At 66.6% G+C, this 19667-nt stretch carries 15 protein-coding genes and 2 pseudogenes; 7 read left to right on the top strand and 10 right to left on the bottom strand.

All coding sequences use genetic code 11. The features are described from left to right. Window positions 1-13 precede the first annotated feature (13 nt). Window positions 14-1174, bottom strand: coding sequence for a radical SAM protein (locus V1634_RS35345; RefSeq protein WP_331211971.1), 1161 nt, complete (start codon window positions 1172-1174; stop codon window positions 14-16). Between the two features lie 1060 nt (window positions 1175-2234). Then, window positions 2235-3620 (bottom strand): IS1380 family transposase, encoded by a 1386-nt coding sequence (locus V1634_RS35340; RefSeq protein ID WP_331211970.1) that lies wholly within the window; start codon window positions 3618-3620, stop codon window positions 2235-2237. 1127 nt (window positions 3621-4747) lie between these two features. Here V1634_RS35340 and V1634_RS35335 point away from each other — a divergent pair. Next, window positions 4748-5984, top strand: a pseudogene (locus tag V1634_RS35335) (IS701 family transposase). Here the strand turns inward: V1634_RS35335 and V1634_RS35330 are convergent. From V1634_RS35330 to V1634_RS35315, 4 genes are all read right to left on the bottom strand, one after another. Beyond that, window positions 5975-6619, bottom strand: coding sequence for a permease prefix domain 1-containing protein (locus tag V1634_RS35330; protein WP_331211969.1), 645 nt, complete (start codon window positions 6617-6619; stop codon window positions 5975-5977). The pseudogene V1634_RS35335 and the gene V1634_RS35330 sit on opposite strands and share 10 nt — an antisense overlap. Continuing rightward, complete coding sequence (locus V1634_RS35325; RefSeq protein WP_331211968.1) at window positions 6616-6942, bottom strand: PadR family transcriptional regulator; 327 nt, start codon at window positions 6940-6942, stop codon at window positions 6616-6618. The genes V1634_RS35330 and V1634_RS35325 overlap by 4 nt, the downstream gene beginning before the upstream one ends. 199 nt (window positions 6943-7141) lie before the next feature. Further along, window positions 7142-8002, bottom strand: a complete 861-nt coding sequence (locus V1634_RS35320; protein WP_331211967.1) for an alpha/beta fold hydrolase — start codon at window positions 8000-8002, stop codon at window positions 7142-7144. 66 nt (window positions 8003-8068) lie between these two features. Continuing rightward, window positions 8069-8986 carry a tyrosine-type recombinase/integrase gene (locus V1634_RS35315; RefSeq protein ID WP_331211966.1) on the bottom strand — a complete coding sequence of 306 codons (918 nt, stop codon included), beginning with the start codon at window positions 8984-8986 and terminating at the stop codon, window positions 8069-8071. A 138-nt stretch (window positions 8987-9124) separates the two neighbouring features. Here V1634_RS35315 and V1634_RS35310 point away from each other — a divergent pair, with 138 nt between their 5' ends. Then, a complete protein-coding gene (locus V1634_RS35310) occupies window positions 9125-9457 on the top strand; it encodes a hypothetical protein (RefSeq protein WP_331211965.1) in 333 nt (110 codons plus the stop codon). Window positions 9458-9624: 167 nt separating this feature from the next. Here V1634_RS35310 and V1634_RS35305 read toward each other — a convergent pair whose 3' ends face one another. Together V1634_RS35305 and V1634_RS35300 are read right to left on the bottom strand one after the other, a co-directional pair. After that, window positions 9625-10830, bottom strand: a complete 1206-nt coding sequence (locus V1634_RS35305) for a tetratricopeptide repeat protein (protein WP_331211964.1) — start codon at window positions 10828-10830, stop codon at window positions 9625-9627. Window positions 10831-11104: 274 nt separating this feature from the next. Beyond that, window positions 11105-12055 carry a helix-turn-helix transcriptional regulator gene (locus tag V1634_RS35300; protein ID WP_331211963.1) on the bottom strand — a complete coding sequence of 317 codons (951 nt, stop codon included), beginning with the start codon at window positions 12053-12055 and terminating at the stop codon, window positions 11105-11107. Window positions 12056-12117: 62 nt separating this feature from the next. Between V1634_RS35300 and V1634_RS35295 the strand changes: the two genes are divergently transcribed. From V1634_RS35295 to V1634_RS35285, 4 genes and pseudogenes are all read left to right on the top strand, one after another. Further along, on the top strand, window positions 12118-14358 hold the full coding sequence (locus tag V1634_RS35295; protein ID WP_331211962.1) for an excinuclease ABC subunit UvrA: 2241 nt from the start codon (window positions 12118-12120) through the stop codon (window positions 14356-14358). A 270-nt stretch (window positions 14359-14628) separates the two neighbouring features. After that, window positions 14629-15246, top strand: a pseudogene (locus V1634_RS35595) (zinc-ribbon domain-containing protein); the annotation flags it as partial. 63 nt (window positions 15247-15309) lie between these two features. Continuing rightward, entirely contained in the window at window positions 15310-15903 is a 594-nt protein-coding gene (locus tag V1634_RS35290; protein WP_331211961.1) for a zinc-ribbon domain-containing protein, read from the top strand. After that, a complete protein-coding gene (locus tag V1634_RS35285; RefSeq protein WP_331211960.1) occupies window positions 15888-16043 on the top strand; it encodes a hypothetical protein in 156 nt (51 codons plus the stop codon). Before V1634_RS35290 ends, V1634_RS35285 begins: the two co-directional genes overlap by 16 nt. 807 nt (window positions 16044-16850) lie before the next feature. On the opposite strand, the gene V1634_RS35280 is transcribed toward V1634_RS35285, so the two are convergent. Together V1634_RS35280 and V1634_RS35275 are read right to left on the bottom strand one after the other, a co-directional pair. Further along, complete coding sequence (locus V1634_RS35280; protein WP_331211959.1) at window positions 16851-17831, bottom strand: DUF2637 domain-containing protein; 981 nt, start codon at window positions 17829-17831, stop codon at window positions 16851-16853. Continuing rightward, window positions 17828-18676 (bottom strand): AfsR/SARP family transcriptional regulator, encoded by an 849-nt coding sequence (locus tag V1634_RS35275; RefSeq protein WP_331211958.1) that lies wholly within the window; start codon window positions 18674-18676, stop codon window positions 17828-17830. The genes V1634_RS35280 and V1634_RS35275 overlap by 4 nt, the downstream gene beginning before the upstream one ends. Before the next feature lie 302 nt (window positions 18677-18978). Between V1634_RS35275 and V1634_RS35270 the strand changes: the two genes are divergently transcribed. Further along, on the top strand, window positions 18979-19614 hold the full coding sequence (locus V1634_RS35270) for a transposase (RefSeq protein ID WP_331211957.1): 636 nt from the start codon (window positions 18979-18981) through the stop codon (window positions 19612-19614). Window positions 19615-19667 lie beyond the last annotated feature (53 nt).

Raw genomic sequence — 19667 nt, 5'->3', positions numbered from 1 at the left:
GGCATCCGTCACGTCACTTATCGGCGAGCGGGCGTGAGGAGCCGTGCTCGTAGAGCCAATCGAGCCGAGCGGTGTCGATCTCATCTGCAAACGCACTGACATCCATCGTGGAGCCCTTGTCGAGGACGTCATAACTGCATGCTACCCAACGGGGCTCGATGATCTGTCGCGGTAGGTATCCCGTCGCGACATTGCCCACTTCGTACCCAGGCTTCCCGACAGACTCCCAGCAGCTGTACAGCGTACCGTCTGCGTTAATTACGGCTCCGGTGGTACCACTGATTTCGGAGCAGTATGTGCACGCTCGCAGTGGTCTATAGAAGGGCACCGAGAAACCCTTGGACATCGCTAGCGCGTTCCACGACACAAACGTCTCGACTAAGCTCTGGTCATAGGTCAAGCTCGTCTCGTATCCGATCCCCACATCCTCGACGGGAGCGAAATTGATAGTCGCGCGCGAGGTGTCCACGCGTTCGCTGAGCACTGAGATGAGATTCGGCACGGCCCCCATGTTCTCCCGAGTGGCGTTGACCCGGAAATTCCACCGCAGGTGGGTGACCTCCGAGGCTTGCGCGATATTGTTCACGATCTGGTCGAAGGTGGAGTGGCCGCCGTGGGTTACGCGGACAGCGTCGTGATGCTCCCGAAAGCCGTCAAACGTAACCTGGACCTTACGGAGCCCAGCCATCTCCAACTGACTGGCGAGCTCGGCGGTCAAGAGTACGCCATTACTAATCATTCCCGCGTTGGTCAGGCCATGCGATTGGGCACGTCGTAGAAGCTCGAGACATCCCCTCGCGTTCAGCAATGGCTCTCCACCGAATAGCAGGATGTCCAGAGACTTCATGCCACGTTGAGCATCCGCGAAGGCGAGAACTCGTTCGATCATCCGGTCCGTGAGGACAGTACGCGGAATCCTCGGCGGACTGAATCCACCAGTACTGTCTATTCCGGTGTTCTGGAAGCAGTAGGCGCATCCGAGGTTGCACGCCGTACTTGTGAGAACGGTCAAATAGTACGTGTCGTCGAAGTCGTTTGTGAAGAACCCTTGGTCCCTCAGCTGGCTTCTGATCTCCGGCCGGAGTTCGCCATCTTTGACTGCGTCCGGCGAGACAAGCGCCGCCTTTGAATTAGCTAGGCACCAGTATCCGTGCCCACCCCGTAGCAAACGCACTTGTATTCCTCCTCAGATACACCTTGGGTGCCGGGACCACAGTCGGCCCCGGCACCCAAGGGGAACGGGTTTACGACTTGATCCGGGAGCCGCCGAGCGTGCCTTCAGCCTCAGCCAATGCGAACACTTGGATCTTCGCTCCCCCGCTTTTCGTGGGCAACGCCAAGCTCGCTAGCTCAGCCCTTGGCCCCGCAGTTACCCCGGACCTCGTCGGTCTTGATAACGGTGATGATCATAGCGTTCACCTCCCCCGCCGCAATTTGTGAGTGGCTACGATGGCCACGCCAATGAACCTAGGTGCCCCCGCCGTTTCGACACAACCCCGAAATCGAAACTCTGCCAGGTGGTTTATCGATCAAAAAATGGGGCAGGCGGAGATCTACTTACCTGCGAAACATTTCTTCGGCCGCTCTGGAATGTGCCATGGACGCGGGTCTACCAGCGATTTTCCGATGGAGGAGCAGCCGTCATTTCAACGGGTGGCGGTAAGTGGGCCCCGTCGTAACACTTCGTGGCGGCAGGCGAAACCCTGTGTTAACCGACCAGACTATGGGACGGCGCTCCTGACCGATGGAACGCAACGCCGGCTTCGGGTTCGCGACGAGTTGATCGACGGGTGATGCACGTGGTGGATTGATCCCATCTGCATCGTGAGCAAGGGCGCCTGGGTAGGTACGCGGCGGTGTGCTGCCGCTCCAGATAGGACGGGCGTCCGATAGGACGGCAGTCGGCCGAGGCGCGCTGCGCGACGCGGACGCGATACCCCCAGTGCCGTAGCACCTGGATCTTGCGGCGACGGCCTGGTTGACGGAGTGGACGTTGATGACGCCGACGTCAAAGGGGCGCTTTTCTGTTCCAAGACCTCCACGACCGGCCAGTTCGCGTTGTCCGCGCCTAGCCTCGATCGTTCACGGGTTCGACGTGGTGGGTTGACTCGTCCCAGTCCATCGTTGCTGTTGGATGGTTGTGGTGGGGTGGGCGTGATGGTGGGCCGACTGTCGGGTCGGCTGGTGTGGTCTCCTGGTGGTCCTCCGGTCGTCGGGATGGGGCTGGCGGCTGGTCAGCCGGGTGCGGGGATAGCTGTGATCCGGTTGAACGCGGTGGTGATCTGGGTGGCCCATGGCCATGTCGAGGGGATACGTAGGTATCGGCGGCGTTGGCCGTGGACGAGGCGGGCGGCGGTGTGCAGGATTCGGTAGCGCAGCCGTTTCGGTTCCGCTGTTGCGAGGTCGCCGTCCAGGGCGAGGATCTGTAGCCAGGCGATGAGATCGGCGGCGATGGCGGCGAGGGTGCACCACGCGTGGTTGATGGCGAACTGGCGGGAGGGTAGTCGTCCCAGGCCGGTGTTCTTCGCGACTCGGATACGGTCTTCGACGCGGGCGTGGGCGCGGTGGCGGGCTTCCAGCCATTGCAGGGCGCCGACCTGGGTGTTCGTGACGAACGCGGTGGAGCGCCAGCCGTCGTGCTCCTCGAACAGGGTCAACTGGGCGCCCGGGTGCGGACGTTCCCGGCGCACGATCACCCGCATCCCGTCCGGCCAGCCGTCGGCCAGGGTCACCAGCCGGGTCAGGTCGGCGACCTGCGCGCCGTCACGGACCCCGCCGTCGGCATCCAACGCCGGTGACCAGCCCGAGGTCGGCACGCCGGCGATCGCGGCGCGTTCCGCCTCACCGATCGACCAGCCGATCGAGTACTCCACCGTGCGGCCCCGCGTCGCGTCCTGCGTGGCGAGCCAGTCGAGAACGGTGTGGGTGGCCCCGGCCGAGTCGGCCCGGACCAGCAGATGCCTACGGTGGGCGGCGGGGACCTGCGTGAACGCGTCGGCCAGTACGTCCAGGTGGTCGGCGGCGGTGTTCGCCCCCGCGTTACCCGGCCTGAGCCGGATCGTCAGCGTCTCGCCGGTGTTGTCGCAGGTCACGAGGAGGGGATGGAACCCGAAGGTGCGTTTGTAGGTCTTGTCCGCGCCTTCCTTCTCGCTGTGCGCCAGCAGCAGGGTCGCGTCGACGTCCAGGACCACCACACCAGCGCCGATATCCCGGCCCGCGGCCCGAGCCGGCGGCACCCGGTCGAACAGCGACCAGACCCGGGCCCGGACCTTCGCCCGCGCGTGCGCCAGACGCCGTAGCCGCACGTCGTCGATCTCATCCAGGGCCCGCCAGCAGGTGGCCGGGGAAGCGACCCGCCCGAACACCTCGTCCTGATCGCGCAGCACGTCGATATCCGCGATCGCCTCACCGCCGTCGGCGATCATCACCGCGAGGTCGGTCAACACCCTGCCCCGGTCCCGACCCGCGACGAACCCGCGACGCGCTACCGCCCGCCTCAACGCCCCGGTCAGACCGGTCCGGTCGGCCAACACCCGCAACAGCACCGCCCCGGCATGCGACACCACACCATGACCGCCGACCTGCACGGTCAAGCCCTTGGACCAATCGGTAGTCTGCATCTACGAAGTGCCTTCCGCGCGTGGAACTCTGTACGACTCGACACCGGACAGGCTTCCTTACGTGGCAGGCACTTCGCCGTCTCTACCGGACCTTCTCAACCCTCAAGATCACAACCGCCGTGAAAGCTTGAGGTTAGGGCGGCGTTGGGACAGCGCTTGCAAGCCCCGTTCTGTGGCAGCATGCGCGGGGGCTTGTCGATCTCCCGGTCTAGAGAACCGGCGAGATCAATGCTCTGCAGCAGGGTGGGGTCGATTTCCACCACTCAGGTCTACAGCATCTGACGCGGTTTAGGAATTGTGGATCAGAGGTCGGCGGCGCTCCACTTACCTGCTCTCCTTACTGGTCACGGCCTGATCGTCGCTCTCATCGCTGGCCGTGGTTGCCCGCCGCCGACCGCCACATCGGGCATGCAACGGGCACGCCGCCGGCGACACGCGCAGCAAATTTGTCGTGTCGCGGTGGACGGGTCCATCACGACCTCTGAGAGGCTTACCCAGCTTGCCTCCGGCCGGTGAACCTCGTACGGATCAGCGCCGTGTTTTCTCCGCCGACAGCCACGGAGGCCGGCCCGGTCGCGCTCACCCCGCCGTCCGGAGCAGGCTCCGCCGATGGGACGGTGCCCGTGGCCTCGGCGATTACCTCGCCGGTGTTCGTCCCGCCGATCGCAACCGCACCAGCCCCGCTAGCGTGCGCATCGGTGGCCTCGTCATCTTGGCTCGAAGGTATGAGATACGGCGCGAACAGCGCTAACAGTGCCGCGACCGCGCCAATGCCACTCGCGACCTTGTCGGCCTTGTCTAGGCCCACCGACATCAGGTACGTGACCAGCCCGCCTACCAGCAGAAGGCACACGAGCCGTCCGACCCACAACCAGCGACGACCCCTACGCGCCATGTCGACCTTCCTCCGGCCTCTCCCAGTCTACGAACACGGTCCAGTGGCCGAGGTGGCGCGGTGCACGCTGTCCTCCTTGGACAGCATCACATAAGCTCAAGGACTCCCTGCCGCACGTTCGATCTTCGTGGAGCCAGCAGTCGTGATCCTCGGCAAACGCCAACCGGCCGCGCCACTAGTACTGCAACGGCATTGAGCGTGTCGAGTGGTGCTCACGTTCGTTGAACTCCGCGTGACAAGCGTCGATGTTGAGCGGTGGTCTGCCGAGCTGGACCGGTTGCATGGTCGGATCGGGGTGCGGTTCCGTCGGGTGCAGCCGCGTCGGCGGGCGCGGCAGTACCTGTGCGGCCTGGTCTCGGGCCTGGACCGGAAGAACGGCTGGACCCTCGCGGAGCAGGCCGGGGACGTGTCACCGGACGGGATGCAGCGTCTGTTGCGGTGGGCGGACTGGGACGTCGACGCCGTTCGTGACGACGTGCGTGACTACGTGGTCGAGCACCTCGGCGACCCACAAGGCGTGTTGATTGTCGATGACACCGGGTTCCTGAAGAAGGGCATCCGCTCGGCTGGGGTGGCCCGGCAGTACTCCGGCACCGCCGGCCGGGTCGAGAACTGCCAGGTGGGGGTGTTCCTGGCTTACCGATCCGCGAGGGGGCACGCTCTGATCGACCGGCAGCTGTATCTGCCGGCGTCGTGGACCGATGACCGGGAGCGGTGCCGGGCGGCCGGGATTCCGGACGAGGTGGAGTTCGCTACGAAGGTGGAGATGGCCCGCAGCATGCTCGCCCGTGCCCTCGATGCTGGGGTGCCGGCGGGTTGGGTGACGATGGACGAGGCGTACGGCCAGTCGAAGTCGTTGCGGGTGTGGCTGGAAGAGCGGGACGTACCGCATGTGGTCGCGACCCGCCGCAACGACGACGTGGTCACCACCGACATGGGACGAGCCCGCGCCGACGAGCTCATCGCCGCCCTGCCCGGTCAGGCGTGGTGTCGCCTGTCGGCCGGCGCGGGTGCGCACGGGCCGCGTGAGTACTGGTGGGCGCGGGTGCCGGTACGCGTGCCTGCCTGGTGGAAACCCGGCCGGGGTCACTGGCTCCTCGCCCGACGCAGCATCACCACCGGACAGATCGCCTACTACGTCTGCTACGGACCCCGCCGCACCCGGCTCGTTGATCTCGCCCAAGTGGCTGGCGCCCGGTGGGCGGTCGAGCCTGGTACGCCCACATCACCCTCGCCATGGCCGCCTACGCCTGGCTGGTCGTGGCCCGAACCCTTGCCGTAAAAGGGGAACCGCCTCCAGCAACGGCATGATGATCGGCTACACCGTACCGGAGATCCGACGCCTGCTCACCGCACTGACCGTGCGACATAGCCGGCCACCGCAACAGGTGTGGGCCTGGTCCCGATGGCGCCGACGACGCCAGTACCAGGCCAGGCTCTGCCACTACCGACGACACGGCTACCCCTGACAATGCCGTTGCAGTATTAACGCGGCGGCGAGGAGCGGGAAGCGTTGGGAGGCTGGCGCCAGGGCGGTGTTACGGATGGTCAGCCAGCGAGCCGTCAGCGCCGCTATGGCCGCCAACAACGCGATTAGACCTATCCGGGCATAGGCATGCGCGGCAGAGGCGCCCGCACCGCATGGGGCGATGGCGTCGGAGATGTCGGCCGGCGCCATTGGTCTCTCGACGCATGATGGCAGTTGCTCGGGGTGTGTGAGCCGCAGCATCGCCACGTCCAGTGCCTTGAACAGGTACGTAGCGGCGAACAACAGGGCGGCGAGCCCGGCGAGAAGCCAGGCGTCGGAGACCACCGAGGCGACCGCGAGGCCGCGCCGAGCGCGGCGCAGGGGGCCGGCGATGTGGTCCGGCGATCCGAACCGGGTGACCGCGTTGCGTTCGGCTTGCTCCGCCGGAACGCCCCGCGCCATCTCGTCGGCGACGGCGTCTCGCAGGTGGTCCGCCACCTCCGCAAGCACTCGCCGGCCAGCTGCTCCGGTCCCGGCCAGTTGGTCGAACATCTCGTCGAGGTGACGGTCGACCACGCCCACAGCCGCCGTTGGGTCCTGGCCGGAAGGTTCCACTCGCTCTCCCTTGGCGGTCACGCCGGCACCTCCTTAACGTCGTGCCCCACGATGGCCTGTACGGCCTGTGCGAACGTGCGCCACTCGCGCCGCTTCGTTGTCAGCGCCGTCACCCCAGAGGGGGTCAGGCGGTAGACCCGACGACGCCGAGAAGCACCTGCGTCCCACTCGCTACTCACCAGGCCGTCGCGTTCTAGGCGGTGCAACGCTGGATAGACCGTGCCCTCCGGAAGATCAAAAGTGCCCTCGGACCGGTCCCGCAGTGCAGCGATCAGCGCATAGCCATGTGCTGGTCCGGCCCGACGCAAGGCGCCGAGTAGTAGCAGGTCCAGATGCCCACGCACCTCCACACCTAGATAACCTAGGCATAGTCGTCCTAGGTGTCAACGCCAGTGCACCCCCGCATTGCCACAGGCGCTGGCATCGACAGTTCCGGACTCCACCGGTACCGACGTCGGAGCTCGGTTACGAAGCGTGGCTGCTCTGGCTGCGGAGTGCCGCGCACGGTCGGCGGCAGCGGCGGATGCAAGACGACGGCACCGGTTATGCGAGGAAGCGGTGCAGTACGTCTGTCAGGTCGTCAGGGTTTTCCTCGGCGACATGGTGACCGGACAGGATCGGTTCGCCGCGTAAGTCCGCGGCCCAAGGCCGCCAGACGGCGAGCGGGTCACCATAGAGATCTTCCATGTCGTCACGGGTCGACCACAGGAACAGTGTCGGACAACGGACGGTGCGGCCGGCACGCCGGTCCGCCTCTTCATGCTCCCGGTCCACGCCAAGTCCGGCGCGGTAGTCCTCCAACATCGCCCGCACGGTCGCTTGATCGTGGATAGCCTCCCGCAGCTCCCGATAGTTCTCGACCCCCATGCGTTCGGGGTCCGCACTGTCGTACCAGGCGTCGGGATCGGCCATGATGGCACGCTCCGGCTTCTCCGGTTGGGCGAAGAAGAACCAGTGGTACCAGTCCCGAGCGAACTTCGCGTCGCATCGGGCGAGGGCCTCGCTGATGGGTACACCGTCCATGACCACCAGCCGGCTGACCGCGTCAGGATGATCGAGCGCGAGTCGTAACGCCACATTGCAGCCGCGGTCGTGCCCGACCGCGGCGAACGTCGGATGGCCGAGCGCGTTCATCAGCCGGAGCATGTCCCCTGCCACCGCGCGCTTGGACTGTTGGGCGTGGTCGGGGCGGATCTGTGCCTTCCCGGACTGTCCGTAGCCACGCATGTCCGGGCAGACCACCGTGAAGTTGTGATCCACGAGTCTCGGCGCGACCCGGTGCCACGTCGATCCGGTGCGCGGATGCCCGTGGACGAGCAGGACCGGGGGACCCTGCCCGGCGTACCGGACACGCAGCTCCACGTCTCCGACGTCGATCCGCTCGTCTGTGAAACCTTCGAACACGCGCGAAAGGTACCCAAGCCGCTCCTGCCTGCAACATCCGCTTATCAGCAAAGCCGTGAGCGCTTGCTACGTCCCGGAGGCCATGTACGCGGCGAGGATGTAGTTGGGGTGCCGGTCGAGGTTCTTGCGAGCCCGGTCATAGCGCATCGTGGTTCGCGGGTCGGCGTGGCGAGCGGCGATCTGCACGTCGCGCAGGCTGACGCCGGCGTCGAGCATGGTCGTCACGAACGTGTGGCGCAGCATGTGGGGATGCATCCTCGGCATCCGGATCCCCGCCGTGTCGGCCAGGTGCTTGAGCCGGCGGGTGGCGGCGTGCCGGTCCATCCGCGCGCCGTGGTTGTTGCGCAGGATCGGCCCGTTGGTGCGCCCGTCGGCGGCCCGGTCGATAGCTCGGGCCACTGCCGGTGGCAGCGGGACGAGCACGACCTTGCCGCCCTTGCCGCGCACGCGCAGGACCCGGTGGCCGTGCTCCTCGCCAAGGTCGGCGATGTTCGAGCCGCAGGCTTCGAAGATTCGCAGGCCGAGCAGGCCCAGAAGGGCGACCAGGGCGAAGTCGTTCGGGTTCGAGGACTTTCGGGCGGTGGTGATTAGGGCTTCGAACTGTAGGTGTCCCAGGCCGAGGGTCGGTGACTCGGCCGGCACGGTGGGTCGGCGGACGTAGTCGGCCGGTGAGTGTTCCAGGATGGCGTCGATGACGCAGACGCGGTAGAAGCCGACCACGACCGAGAGTCGGCGGGAGACGGTCGAGGGTTGGTACCGGCGTACGTCCTGCAGCCAGCGAACGTACCGCTCGATGTCCACCCGCACCGCCGCCAGCGGGTCAGGGCCGTGGTCGCTGCACCAGCGGAGAAAGACGCGCAGGTCGGACTCGGTATGGACGCGAGTCTGACCACGGTAGCGGCCCAAGAATGCGGAAACCGCAGCGCGTAGAACAAGTTGATCGGCCGGCACGACACCGGAAGCGGGAGCAGGATAGACAGCCATACATCACGGTGCGTCAACTCGGTGATGAACGCCAGCACGCCGGGAGCGGCAGATGAGGACGCTTCGAAGGACCTGGATGGTGACAAGTGTGGCGGATCAGCTGAACCGTCACGGGCAGACCTGCTCTACCGTGACCGGATGCCTGAGACGTTCGAGGTCGACCGGGTCGACCGTATCGCGGACATCCTTTTCGGCGTCGCTACAGCGAAGGGATTGATCGGCTATGGCCCCCTCGCGAAGCGGGTGGACACCAGGCCGGACTTCCTGAGCCAGCCGCTCGACAAGGTCTCCCGTCGAGCGTTCGACAAGGGTGAGCCGCTGTGGAGCGCGCTGGTCGTCTCCCGTAGCACCGACCGACCGAGTTCGGGCTTCTACGGCTTGGCCCGAAAGATGCAGCCCGAGTATGCCTCGCTGAGCGACGACGAGTTGTGGGAGCAGGAACGCGAGCGCTGTTACGAAGCGGTCTCCTAAAATCGTAAGTCTGGCAGGCCCAGCCGGCAGGACCAGAGCAGGCGGGTCGGACCCTCCTCGGAGCGCCGTGGCCTTCTCAGCGGCAGATCCGGATACGCGTGGGGGCACGGACCCAGCAGTCCGGGTCATGCCGGCCCTGCCGCGGTGATCGGTCGATGGACACCGCGCTATGAGGAGGTCTGACGCTCTGCGAAGAGGTCTGCCTCCAGCAGCCGGCCTGAGAGCCGGCCGGCGTCGTGGATTTCATCGGGAGTCATTCGTGGCACGATCTCGTGCGCTTCATGGATGCCGTCGCCGCTGCCGACGTTGAGCATGGCCAGATACCAGCGAAGTGCCTGCACAAGGTCGACCGGTCCGCCGAATCCGTCGCGGTACCAGCAGGCCGCCGCGAACATGCTGGCCTTGTCACCGGACTCGGCGCCCCGCACGTACCACCGCAGTGCTTCCTCGTCGAGATCACGCTCGCTGAGTCGGTCCCCAAGCCGTGCGTACGCCTCGGTGACCCCGGCTTCGGCGGCCTGGCGTAGCCAGCGCACCGCATCGTCAGATCCGCCCGTCAGCACACCGAGGTTGAACGCGGCAAGCGCGTCTCCCGCCTGCGCAGCGACCCGATAGAGCGCGGCTGCCCGGGTGTCGTCCCGGGGCGTGCCGATACCGTGCTGAAGCAGGTAGGCAAGCGTGCGCGCAGCGACCGCATCACCGTCGTCCGCCGACACGGTCAGGAGCTTCACACCTCCGACCGGATCCGCGAGATGGAAGGCGCGGATCACTCCGAGCATCGTCCGGGCCCGGCGGTTCACCGACGCCGGCATCCGCAGTTTCGGCGCGAGCAGGGCCAGTTCCTTCCTCGCCGCCAAGGTGCCCGCCTTGGCGGCTTCCAGGTACCAGGACGCGGCCTCCGTCAGGTCCACCCTGTGGTAGGCGAAGAGTGTGCCCAGATCGTGCAACGCCTGCACCTCCCCGGCGCTTGCCGCCATCCGCCAGTGACGCTCCGCCTCGTCCTGGTCCGCCGGTACGCCCTGACCGGTGGCGTACATCAGACCGACCATTCGACGAGCGGGCGCGTGACCCCACTCGGCCGAACGCGCATACCACCGCAACGCCGCCGCCTGGTCCTGGCCGACACCCCGGCCAGTGGCATACAGAACCGCGAGGTTGTGAGCCGCCTCGGCATTGCCCAACTCGGCCGCACGCTCGTACCACCCACAGGCCCGTACAGGATCTGCCGCCTCCCCGTGACCGCCGCTGGCCAACTGCCCCAACAGCAGCAACGCTCGCCCATCCGGCCCGGCCAGTTCCAACTGCTCACGGGCCTCCTCGAACGCGCCGCGCTGCACGGCGAGGAGCCCACGGTCGTATGCCTGCAATGCCACGCCGAGCAGTGTAGAGAGGCCACAGACCGGCAACCGACCTAGCGATCACGTCCACCCTCAGCCGAACCTGTAAACCACCTGCCAAGGTCAGCCCCAGCGGCCCGAGCCGGCCTGCTCGACCGACACCTACCCGCGGCGGCACTCGCTGATGCCATCCGACACGGAAGGCTGGTCACGAGGCGTGACGGCTCCCGGTCGTGTGCCGTCGCACGGTCGGCGGCAGATCCGTGCGGGTGGCCTCGTTGGCGGCCGAGCAGTTTGAGCGGGAGTTCGGTCAGATCTGTTGGAGTCGGACACCGAATCGTCGGCACGCCGTCCGGAAGGCGGCGGGTTCGTGGATGGTGAAGTCCGCGTCGAGGAAGGCCAGGTTCAGCAGGAGCCACTGCCATGAGTCGGATCTGAGGACGGCGCGTGTTGTCTGCGGTGTGATGGGTTCAAGTTTGACGTCCTGGTACTTCAGCGCGTCTGCTACTGCGGTCATCGGGGCGTCAACAGTCAGGATGATGCGGTGTTGGTGCTTGTTGAGGCCGTCGCGGAGGTAGTCGATGCCGCTGTCGGCGGGCAGTGGGCGGGGTCTGAAGGCTCGGCCGGTGTTCCGCAGGTTGGTGATGCGGTCGGTACGGAAGACGCGCCAGTCGTGCTTGCGGGTGTCCCAGGCCAGCAGATACCAGCGCAGGTGCTGGTGGATCTGGCGGTGGGGTTCGACTCGGCGTGCCGTGGTAGGTCCGGTCGCGCCGACGTAGTCGAAAGTGACGAGGTGTTGGTGGTGGATGGCGTCGGCGAGGACGCTCAACGTTTCTGCGCTGGTGCTCGGGGCCAGGGTCTGTCCGGTTTCGAGGCTGGTGCGTAGGGCGGCTGATCGGCCGCGGAGACGCTTGGGTAGGTACTGGTCGACCTTGCCGTAGGCGCGGGTCGCCGCATCGTCGAGGCTTCCCTGACTGGCGCTGCCGGTCGAGGCGAGGGTGGCCAGTCCCAGGAGGGTCGCGATGGCTTCATCGTCCTCGAGGAGAAGTGGGGGCATGGCGCTGCCGGCGGAGAGCCGGTAGTAGCCGCCTGGTCCCGGCTGGGCGTCGACGGGGTAGCCGTAGCCGCGGAGACGATCGACGTCACGTCGTAGCGTGCGTCGGCTGACGTTGAGGCGGGCGGCGAGTTCCTCGCCGGTGAACGCCCGACCTGTCTGCAGCGCCGCCAGCAGGGCGAGGACTCGTTGTGTGAGGTCGGCCATGAGCCGATTGTCGGAGGAATCGCGGACATCTTCTGGCCACATCTGCTCGTACTGTCGTCCGCATGTCGCAGCGCATGATCGAGATCCGGGGCGCCCGGACCCACAATCTGCAGTCCCTCGACGCCGAAGTGCCACGCGGGCAGGTGGTCGTGTTCGTGGGGGTGTCCGGGTCAGGCAAGTCGTCGTTGGTGTTCGACACGATCGCCGCTGAGGCCGGCTACCAGCTCAACGAGACCTTTCCACCATTTGTCCGCAACCGGCTGCCGAAGTGGGCGCGGCCCGAGGTCGAGCAGATCGGCGGTCTCTCGCCGGTGGTGGTGATCGACCAGCGACGCATCGGCGGAAACGCACGATCCACGGTCGGTACGATCACCGAGGCGTGGACCTACCTCAGGCTCCTGTTCTCCCGCGTGAGCACGCCGCACGTCGGTGAGTCCAACCACTTCTCCTTCAATGATCCCGCCGGCATGTGCACCACGTGCTCTGGCCTCGGTGAAGTCGTCGTCAGTGCCGTTGATCGCTTCCTCGACCTGCACAAGTCGCTGAAAGACGGCGCCATCCTGCTGCCCGGGTTCGGCAACGGCGGCTACTGGTACTCCCAGTACGCCGACATCGGCACCTTCGACGCTGACACACCCGTGGGCGACTGGACCCAAGCCGAACGCGACGCACTGCTGTTCGGCGCCGAACACGCCGCACGCCTCGGCACCAAACCCCCAAAGGGCTACGAAGGTGTCGTCGAACGGTTCGAACGGATCTACCTGCAGACCGCTGACAACCTGTCCGACCGCAAGCAGGAAACCCTCGCCCGGTTCACCCGCTCCGCCGTGTGCCCGGCCTGCAACGGTGATCGGCTCAACGAGGCCAGCCGCACTGCCACCGTGCTCGGCTTCACCATCGCCGAGATGGCGCTCATGGAGATCAAGGAACTCGCCGAACTGGTGACGACGGTGACCGAGGCGAACGTGGCGCCGGTCGTGGCCGCGCTGAAGGCAAGGCTGGACGCCCTCGTCACCATCGGGCTGGGGTACCTCCACCTCGGCCGCGCCACCACGACCCTGTCCGGCGGCGAGTCACAGCGCATCAAGACCGTTAAGCACCTGGGCAGCAGCCTGGTCGAGATGCTCTACATCTTCGACGAACCCACCGTCGGCCTCCACCCGCACGATGTCGCGTCCATGACCAGGCTGCTTGAGCAGCTGCGGGACAAGGGCAACAGTGTCCTTGTCGTCGAGCACGACCCCGCGGTCATGGCCGTTGCCGACCAGGTCATCGAGATCGGGCCAGGGGCGGGCGACCGGGGCGGCACCCTCGTCTTCCAGGGCACCTTCGCGCGGCTGCGCCAGGCCGACACCCCGACCGCGGCCGAACTGTCACGGCATCGGCCCATCAAGGATCGGCCACGAACCCCACGCGGGAGCATCACCGTCACCAACGCCACCCGCAACAACCTCAAGAACGTGACCGTGGACATCCCCACCGAGGTCATGATCGTGCTCGCCGGCGTCGCCGGCTCGGGGAAATCCAGCCTCGCCACCGAACTCGTCGCTCAGCACGACGCCATCGTGATCGACCAGAAGCCGGTCACCACGAACCGTCGCTCAACCCCCATCACGTACACGGGCATTGCCACACCCATCCGGAAGCTGTTCGCACGCCACAACAACGTTCCGGCCAGCATGTTCAGCGCCAACTCTCAGGGCGCCTGCCCCGACTGTGATGGTCTCGGCGTCATCTACACCGACCTCGCCTTCATGGAGGGCCAGGAAACGGTCTGCGAAACCTGCCAGGGACGACGATTCACTCCCAAGGCCCTGCGATACACGGTCGACGGACTGTCCATCGCCGACGTCGACGAACTCACCATCACTGATGCCATCCACCGACTCCCCGATCCAGCAATCACGAAGGCCCTGCGCCACCTCGAGGACGTCGGCCTCGGTTACCTGAGACTCGGCCAGCCTCTGACAACCCTCTCCGGCGGAGAATGCCAACGTGTCAAGATCGCCAAGGCGCTCCGCGATACCACCAGCCCGACGCTCTACGTCCTCGACGAACCCACCACCGGGCTCCACCTCCGCGACATCGATACCCTGCTGCGTGTTCTCAACAATCTCGTGGACCACGGCCACACCGTCGTCGTCATCGAGCACAATCTCCACGTCATCCGACAAGCCGACTGGCTCATCGACCTCGGACCAGGACCCGGCAAGCACGGCGGCCAGATCCTCTATCAAGGCCATGTCGCAAACATCACCAACACCGTCACCGCACAAGCACTCAACGTCGCCACCCCAGCATGAGCCGCACTCATCTCGGCACGTCCGGGTACCGGTCGCGCAGACGACTGTGCTACTGCGTAGCGCCCGCTCCGCGGCGAATCAGGGCAGGTGATCTTTCTTGTTGTTTGGGTCGACCCTGTGTCTTACATGCCATGACGCGCCAGGCGTACCGATCCGGTCGGGAACGCTTAGGTGAGGTCACCCGAATATCCACGTGGTCATTAACACGACGGAGGACGACGCCGCCTCAGAATCGAAAGTTGTCGGACCCCATGTCTACGCTTCCGAGCCGTGACGCAAGAGCGAGGTTCGTTGGCCGACCTGCACCCTGACTTGGCGAAGGAAGCCGATGGCTGGGACCCTGCCATCATCACTGCCGGCGTCTCCGACAAGCTGCCATGGCATTGTCGAGAGTGCGGGCACCGTTGGTCGGCGAGTGTGCGCAACCGCGCTCGGCTCGGTGCCGGATGCCCACCGTGCGCGCGACGGCGCGTTGCAGTCCAGCGGCTGGTGCTGCCTGAGGGCACCAGTCTGGCGGAGCTGAGGCCCGACTTGGCACGCGAGGCGGAGGGGTGGAACGCTTCTCAGTTCCGCCCGGGATCGGGCAGGCGCATGCCGTGGCGGTGCCCTGATTGCTCGCACTTGTGGGAGACGCGGATCGCGCACCGCGTGAACGGCGCTGGTTGCCCTCGGTGCGCCGCACGCCGTCGCGGGGAGAGCCTGACAGTTCCGGGCGTGGGAGAAAGCCTGCTCGACAGGCACCCGACGATCGCGGCGGATGCCGACGGCTGGGATCCGTCAGCGTTCAAGCCGAGGTCCAACCGGAAGATGCCATGGCGGTGCGGCGTTTGCCATCACCGATGGTCAACATCGCTGAGCAACCGGGTCGGCGGCGCCGGTTGTCCTAAGTGTGGGAACAAGAGGACCGCCGCGTATCGCCGCACTCCACGGCCCGGCCGGAGTTTGGCCGACATGTTTCCCGACCTCGTTCCCGAGGCTGATGGCTGGGACCCCGCCCAATACTCCTACGGATCCGAGGCCCAGATGCCTTGGCGGTGCGCGAGGGGGCACAGGTGGAGGGCTACACCCAATAACCGCACGAATGCGCGCACCGGCTGCCCGTTCTGCTGCGGCCACCGTATCGAGGCTGGGTTCAACGATCTCGCTTCCACTCACCCTGAGCTGGCCAGGCAGGCAGACGGCTGGGACCCGACGGTTGTCGGGTTCGGCTGGAATGCCAAGGTTCCCTGGCTGTGCTCAAAAGGGCATCGATGGCATGCAACGATTGTGAATCGAGCGGTGCGTGACCGAGGCTGCCCGGCATGTGCGCGAACTGGCTACGACCAAAGCCGAGCCGGATACTTCTACCTCAAGGCCGTACGGGATGCCGTCACTGGCGACCTGCTGGCCTGGAAGTTCGGCATTACTAACGATTTTGTTAAGCGGGCGCAGACCTTACGCTACAGCAATCGCGGACTCGTGAAACTTGAACACGTGCTGGAGATCTACAACACGGACGGCCGCCGCATCAGAAGCCTGGAAACCGCGCGGTGCGGGTCGAGCTGAAACGCCGGGGCGCCTGCCCCTGCCTGCCGAAGGCCAGAATGCCGGTCGGGTATTCGGAGACGGTCAATTGCGACCTGGTCAGCCTCATCGAGATCCGCCGGCTCATTGCCGAGCGTTGGGCGGCACTGGACCAGTCGTAGCCCGGATATCGGTGTGGCGTACCTTGACGGCCCGTGCCGGACGTTACAAATGAGCTCAAGCTCATCCCGACCGAGATCAATCGCATGATCAGCAAACCAGAGTCACTCGCACCGCAATGGGGTTTCCGACTCACCCCCTATCGACCCAGCTTGGTCTTGCGGTGGCAGTTCGTGCACAGAAGCCCGGGGGTGCGGATCCTCCGGTCGAGACCGATGGAGCCCTGAGCGGATGGGATCATATGTTGCCTGGCTGGGTGCCATCCGAGCGTAAGCGCCAGGCGGTTTCGTCACTCACCCAAGCACGCATACGTCGAACTGCGTTCCACACTGGCTGCCCCGACGCACTCAACTCGACAGATCCGCACGCCGCTTGGTTGCCCTCCGCCGTCACGTCGCGTAGTTGGTGAGCTTCGAGTACGGCCATCACCGCCACTGCCGACCACTCACGTGCACTTGCCGACGTCGATGGTTGCCATGTGCGTGCTGACGTACATGGCTCTGCGCTGTTGCGAGTACGCCGACATCGGTGCCCAATGCGACGGCGCCGCCCATTGACTGACCGGTTGGGGATGGCGGACGCGTTGGTGACGGCAGTGGCTGCCGGGCGGCCGTTCGACGAGTTGAGTTCCCCCCGCTTTGACGGAGCGGTGATCTCAGGCACGGTGGCGTGTCTGGCTAGAGGAAGAAGCCTGGCCCTTTCTGCGTTCTCGGCAGGAACAACTGCCCGGTCCGCGCAGTAGACCAAGCCGAAGGCGCTGGGGAAGGCTCTGGCCACGGCATGCAGGGCGTGTCCTGGGTGCCCGTGGGCTACCGAGGACTGCCGCTGTAGCCGCGCTCGGCCCTGTTGCCGTTGGCAGAGTCCGTGCCGGTGTTGGTGCGGAACTCGTCGAGGTAGCGGCGCACCGTGCGTTCCGAGGTCCCGATCTCTTCCGCGATCGCGGTTGGATGCATGGTCGGGTCTCGCAGGTAGGTGTCGATGACCGCTTTTCTGGTCGCCGCACCGCGGGGCGGCCGCTGTGGTGCGGCGTCGGTGTCGTCGTCTCCGTGCTGCCGTCCGTCGTCACGGGACTTTGGGCTGCTGCGGTGCGACGACGTCGGGTCAGCGGTGGATTCATCCTGCGGCGATGGGTCGTCGCTAGCTGCCGGGTCACGCTGGTTGGTCTGCGCGCGATCGGTCGCTTTGGCTGGTACGGCGGGGCGTTCGTCGGGCGGCGCGGTGATCGCGGGTGCGGCGGGTGGGTCGGCAGGCGGTGCTGCTGCCTGGTGTCCGGCGGCGGGCTGGCTCGCCGGTGCCGGCGCGGAGGCGGGTTGCGTCGGTCGTGACAGGGATTGGGCGGCGTGCAGCCGGCCGGACAGTTCGACCAGGCTGATGCTGGCCACGACAACGAGCCCGTCGACCGATAGCGGCAGCAGGTAGGCGGACACTCCGGTTTCGCCGTAGTGGGCTGCGACGCCGACCATGTGCCAGTACGACACCCAGGCCGCGATTCCGGCGATCGTGGTGGTGGCGGTCAACCGGACGGCGGCGAGGAGTTGGCGGTGGACAGGAACGCGTGAGATCAGCTCGACGGTGAGCAGGAGCGCGATCGGCGGCCACGCGGCGATGGCTTGGCTGATCAGGTGCGGCTGAGCGTGCAAAATGTTCGCGGCCACGGAGGCGGCCACGCCGAGGAGCAGTGTGGCTCGCACCGACCATCGGATGCGTTTGAGGCTGCTGATGGTTGCTTGCGGGGCAGGCCGCCGTCCGGCGTGCCAGGCCGCTGTGGCGGGCATGGGTGCGGCGTTCATGCGGCGGCGCCTGGCTTGCGGCGGGCGCGGCGGCGCAGGTCGTCGGTGAGCGCGGCAGCGAGTTCGCGGGTCTCGTCGGTGGGTTCGGTGTCGAGCTCTTCCAGCCTGCGGGTCAGTTTGGCGAGCCGGGTGGCGATTGCGTCCGTGTCGTCGAGGTCCGCGTGTCGGCGCATTGCCGCCTGGTACAGCTGTTCCGCGTACGGGTCGTGCTCGATGGCCGTATTCAGTACGGCGAGTGCCTCCTCGGGTTGGTCGCGCAGCGCCTCGGCGAGGGCGAGGTGGGCGTCGAGGGCCTGTCTGCGGATCGCCTCCCGATGGGGTTCGGCCCACTCGTAGCGGGCGTCCTCGGCGAACGGGCCCCGATAGGCGGCGACCGCCTGGCGCAGCGCGGTTACCCGCTGCTCGCCGCTGGTGGTCTCGGCTGCGGTGAGTGCGTCGCGCATTCGCCACAGGTCCACGTCCAGAGCGTCGCGGTTGAGCACGTACCGGTGTCGTGGGTGGCTGAGGTAGGTAGCTCGCCCACCGGTGCGCCGCAGCGCCTGGCGCAGCGCGTAGACGTAGGTGTGGATACGGTTCGGCGCCTTGGACACTGTCGCGTCGGGTACCAGGTCCTCTTTCATCGCGTCGACGCTGGCGCTGCCGCCGCGGGCGATGAGGTACACCAGTAGCTCCATGGCCTTGGCACGCAGTGGCTTTTCCGGGTCGGCGTCGACGATGGCGGGCCGGCCGAGTACCTGGACGGCGACGACGCCGGGGCCTTCGTCCGCCCCGTCCTCGGCACCCGCGCCGGCGCCGTCCAGGTCCGGACCGTCCTCGGCGGTTCGTTCCGCCCCTGCCTGCGTCACCGCTGTGTCAACCTTCGCCCCGGCTGGGTGTTGGGGCTCGGTCGCGTCCGCGGCCGGGTCGTCGTCGGCTGGCTCGTTGACGACGGTGGAGCTGGTGATTTCTTCGGCACGGGCGGCGGGGTCGTCGGATGTCGGCTGGTCGTGATGGCCTTCCGCGTCCGTGACTGTGGCGGTTGGGGTGTGGGGCTGCGGCTCGGGGGGCGTTGGCGGCTGGGGCAGGCCGGTGTGGGACTCGGCAAGGGTGGGCAGCAGCGCGGATCCTGGTCGACCGGCGCCGCTCTTTGGGCGAGGACCACACCCGGATGGTCTCCCAACTGCACCAACTGCTCCTCGAACTCATCCCAGGTGGGGCGAAGAAGAGCCTGTCCGCCGCCCAGGTCAAGGCACTGCTGGCTACGGTCCGGCCCCGAGACACGGTCGGCAAGGCCCGACGACGGGTCGCCGCGGAGCTGATCAGCGACCTCGAACGCGTCTACCGACGTTCCAAGGAAGCCGACAAGGAACTGAAAGAGCTCGTGGCCTCTACCGGGACCGGGTTGATGGACCTGCACGGCATCGGACCATCCGGCGCAGCCCGGCTGCTGGTCGAGGTCGGCGACGTCACCCGGTTCCCGGACCGGGCCCACTTCGCCTCCTGGAACGGCACCGCCCCCATCGACGCCTCCTCCGGCGAGCAGGTACGCCACCGGCTCTCCCGGGCCGGGAACCGGCAGATCAACCGGGTCCTGCACATCATGGCCACCGTCCAGCTACGCAACCCCACCGAAGGGCGTGCGTACTTCGACCGGAAGAAGGCCGCCGGGAAGACGTCGATGGAAGCGATGCGCGCGCTGAAACGACGCCTGTCCGACATCGTCTACCGCTGCATGATCAACGACTCGGTGGCCACGGCGGCGGGTCCGGGAGGACAGCAGGAACGGCAACTGGCTCCAGCGTGACCGGCTTACATCCCCATGCCGGCTCTTCGGAGAAGTCACTTCCCGGACCCGCC

Source organism: Plantactinospora veratri (assembly GCF_036421995.1).
GTDB lineage: Bacteria > Actinomycetota > Actinomycetes > Mycobacteriales > Micromonosporaceae > Plantactinospora > Plantactinospora veratri.
The sequence above is the reverse complement of the archived record's forward strand: the minus strand, read 5'-3'. Positions and strand labels throughout refer to the sequence as shown.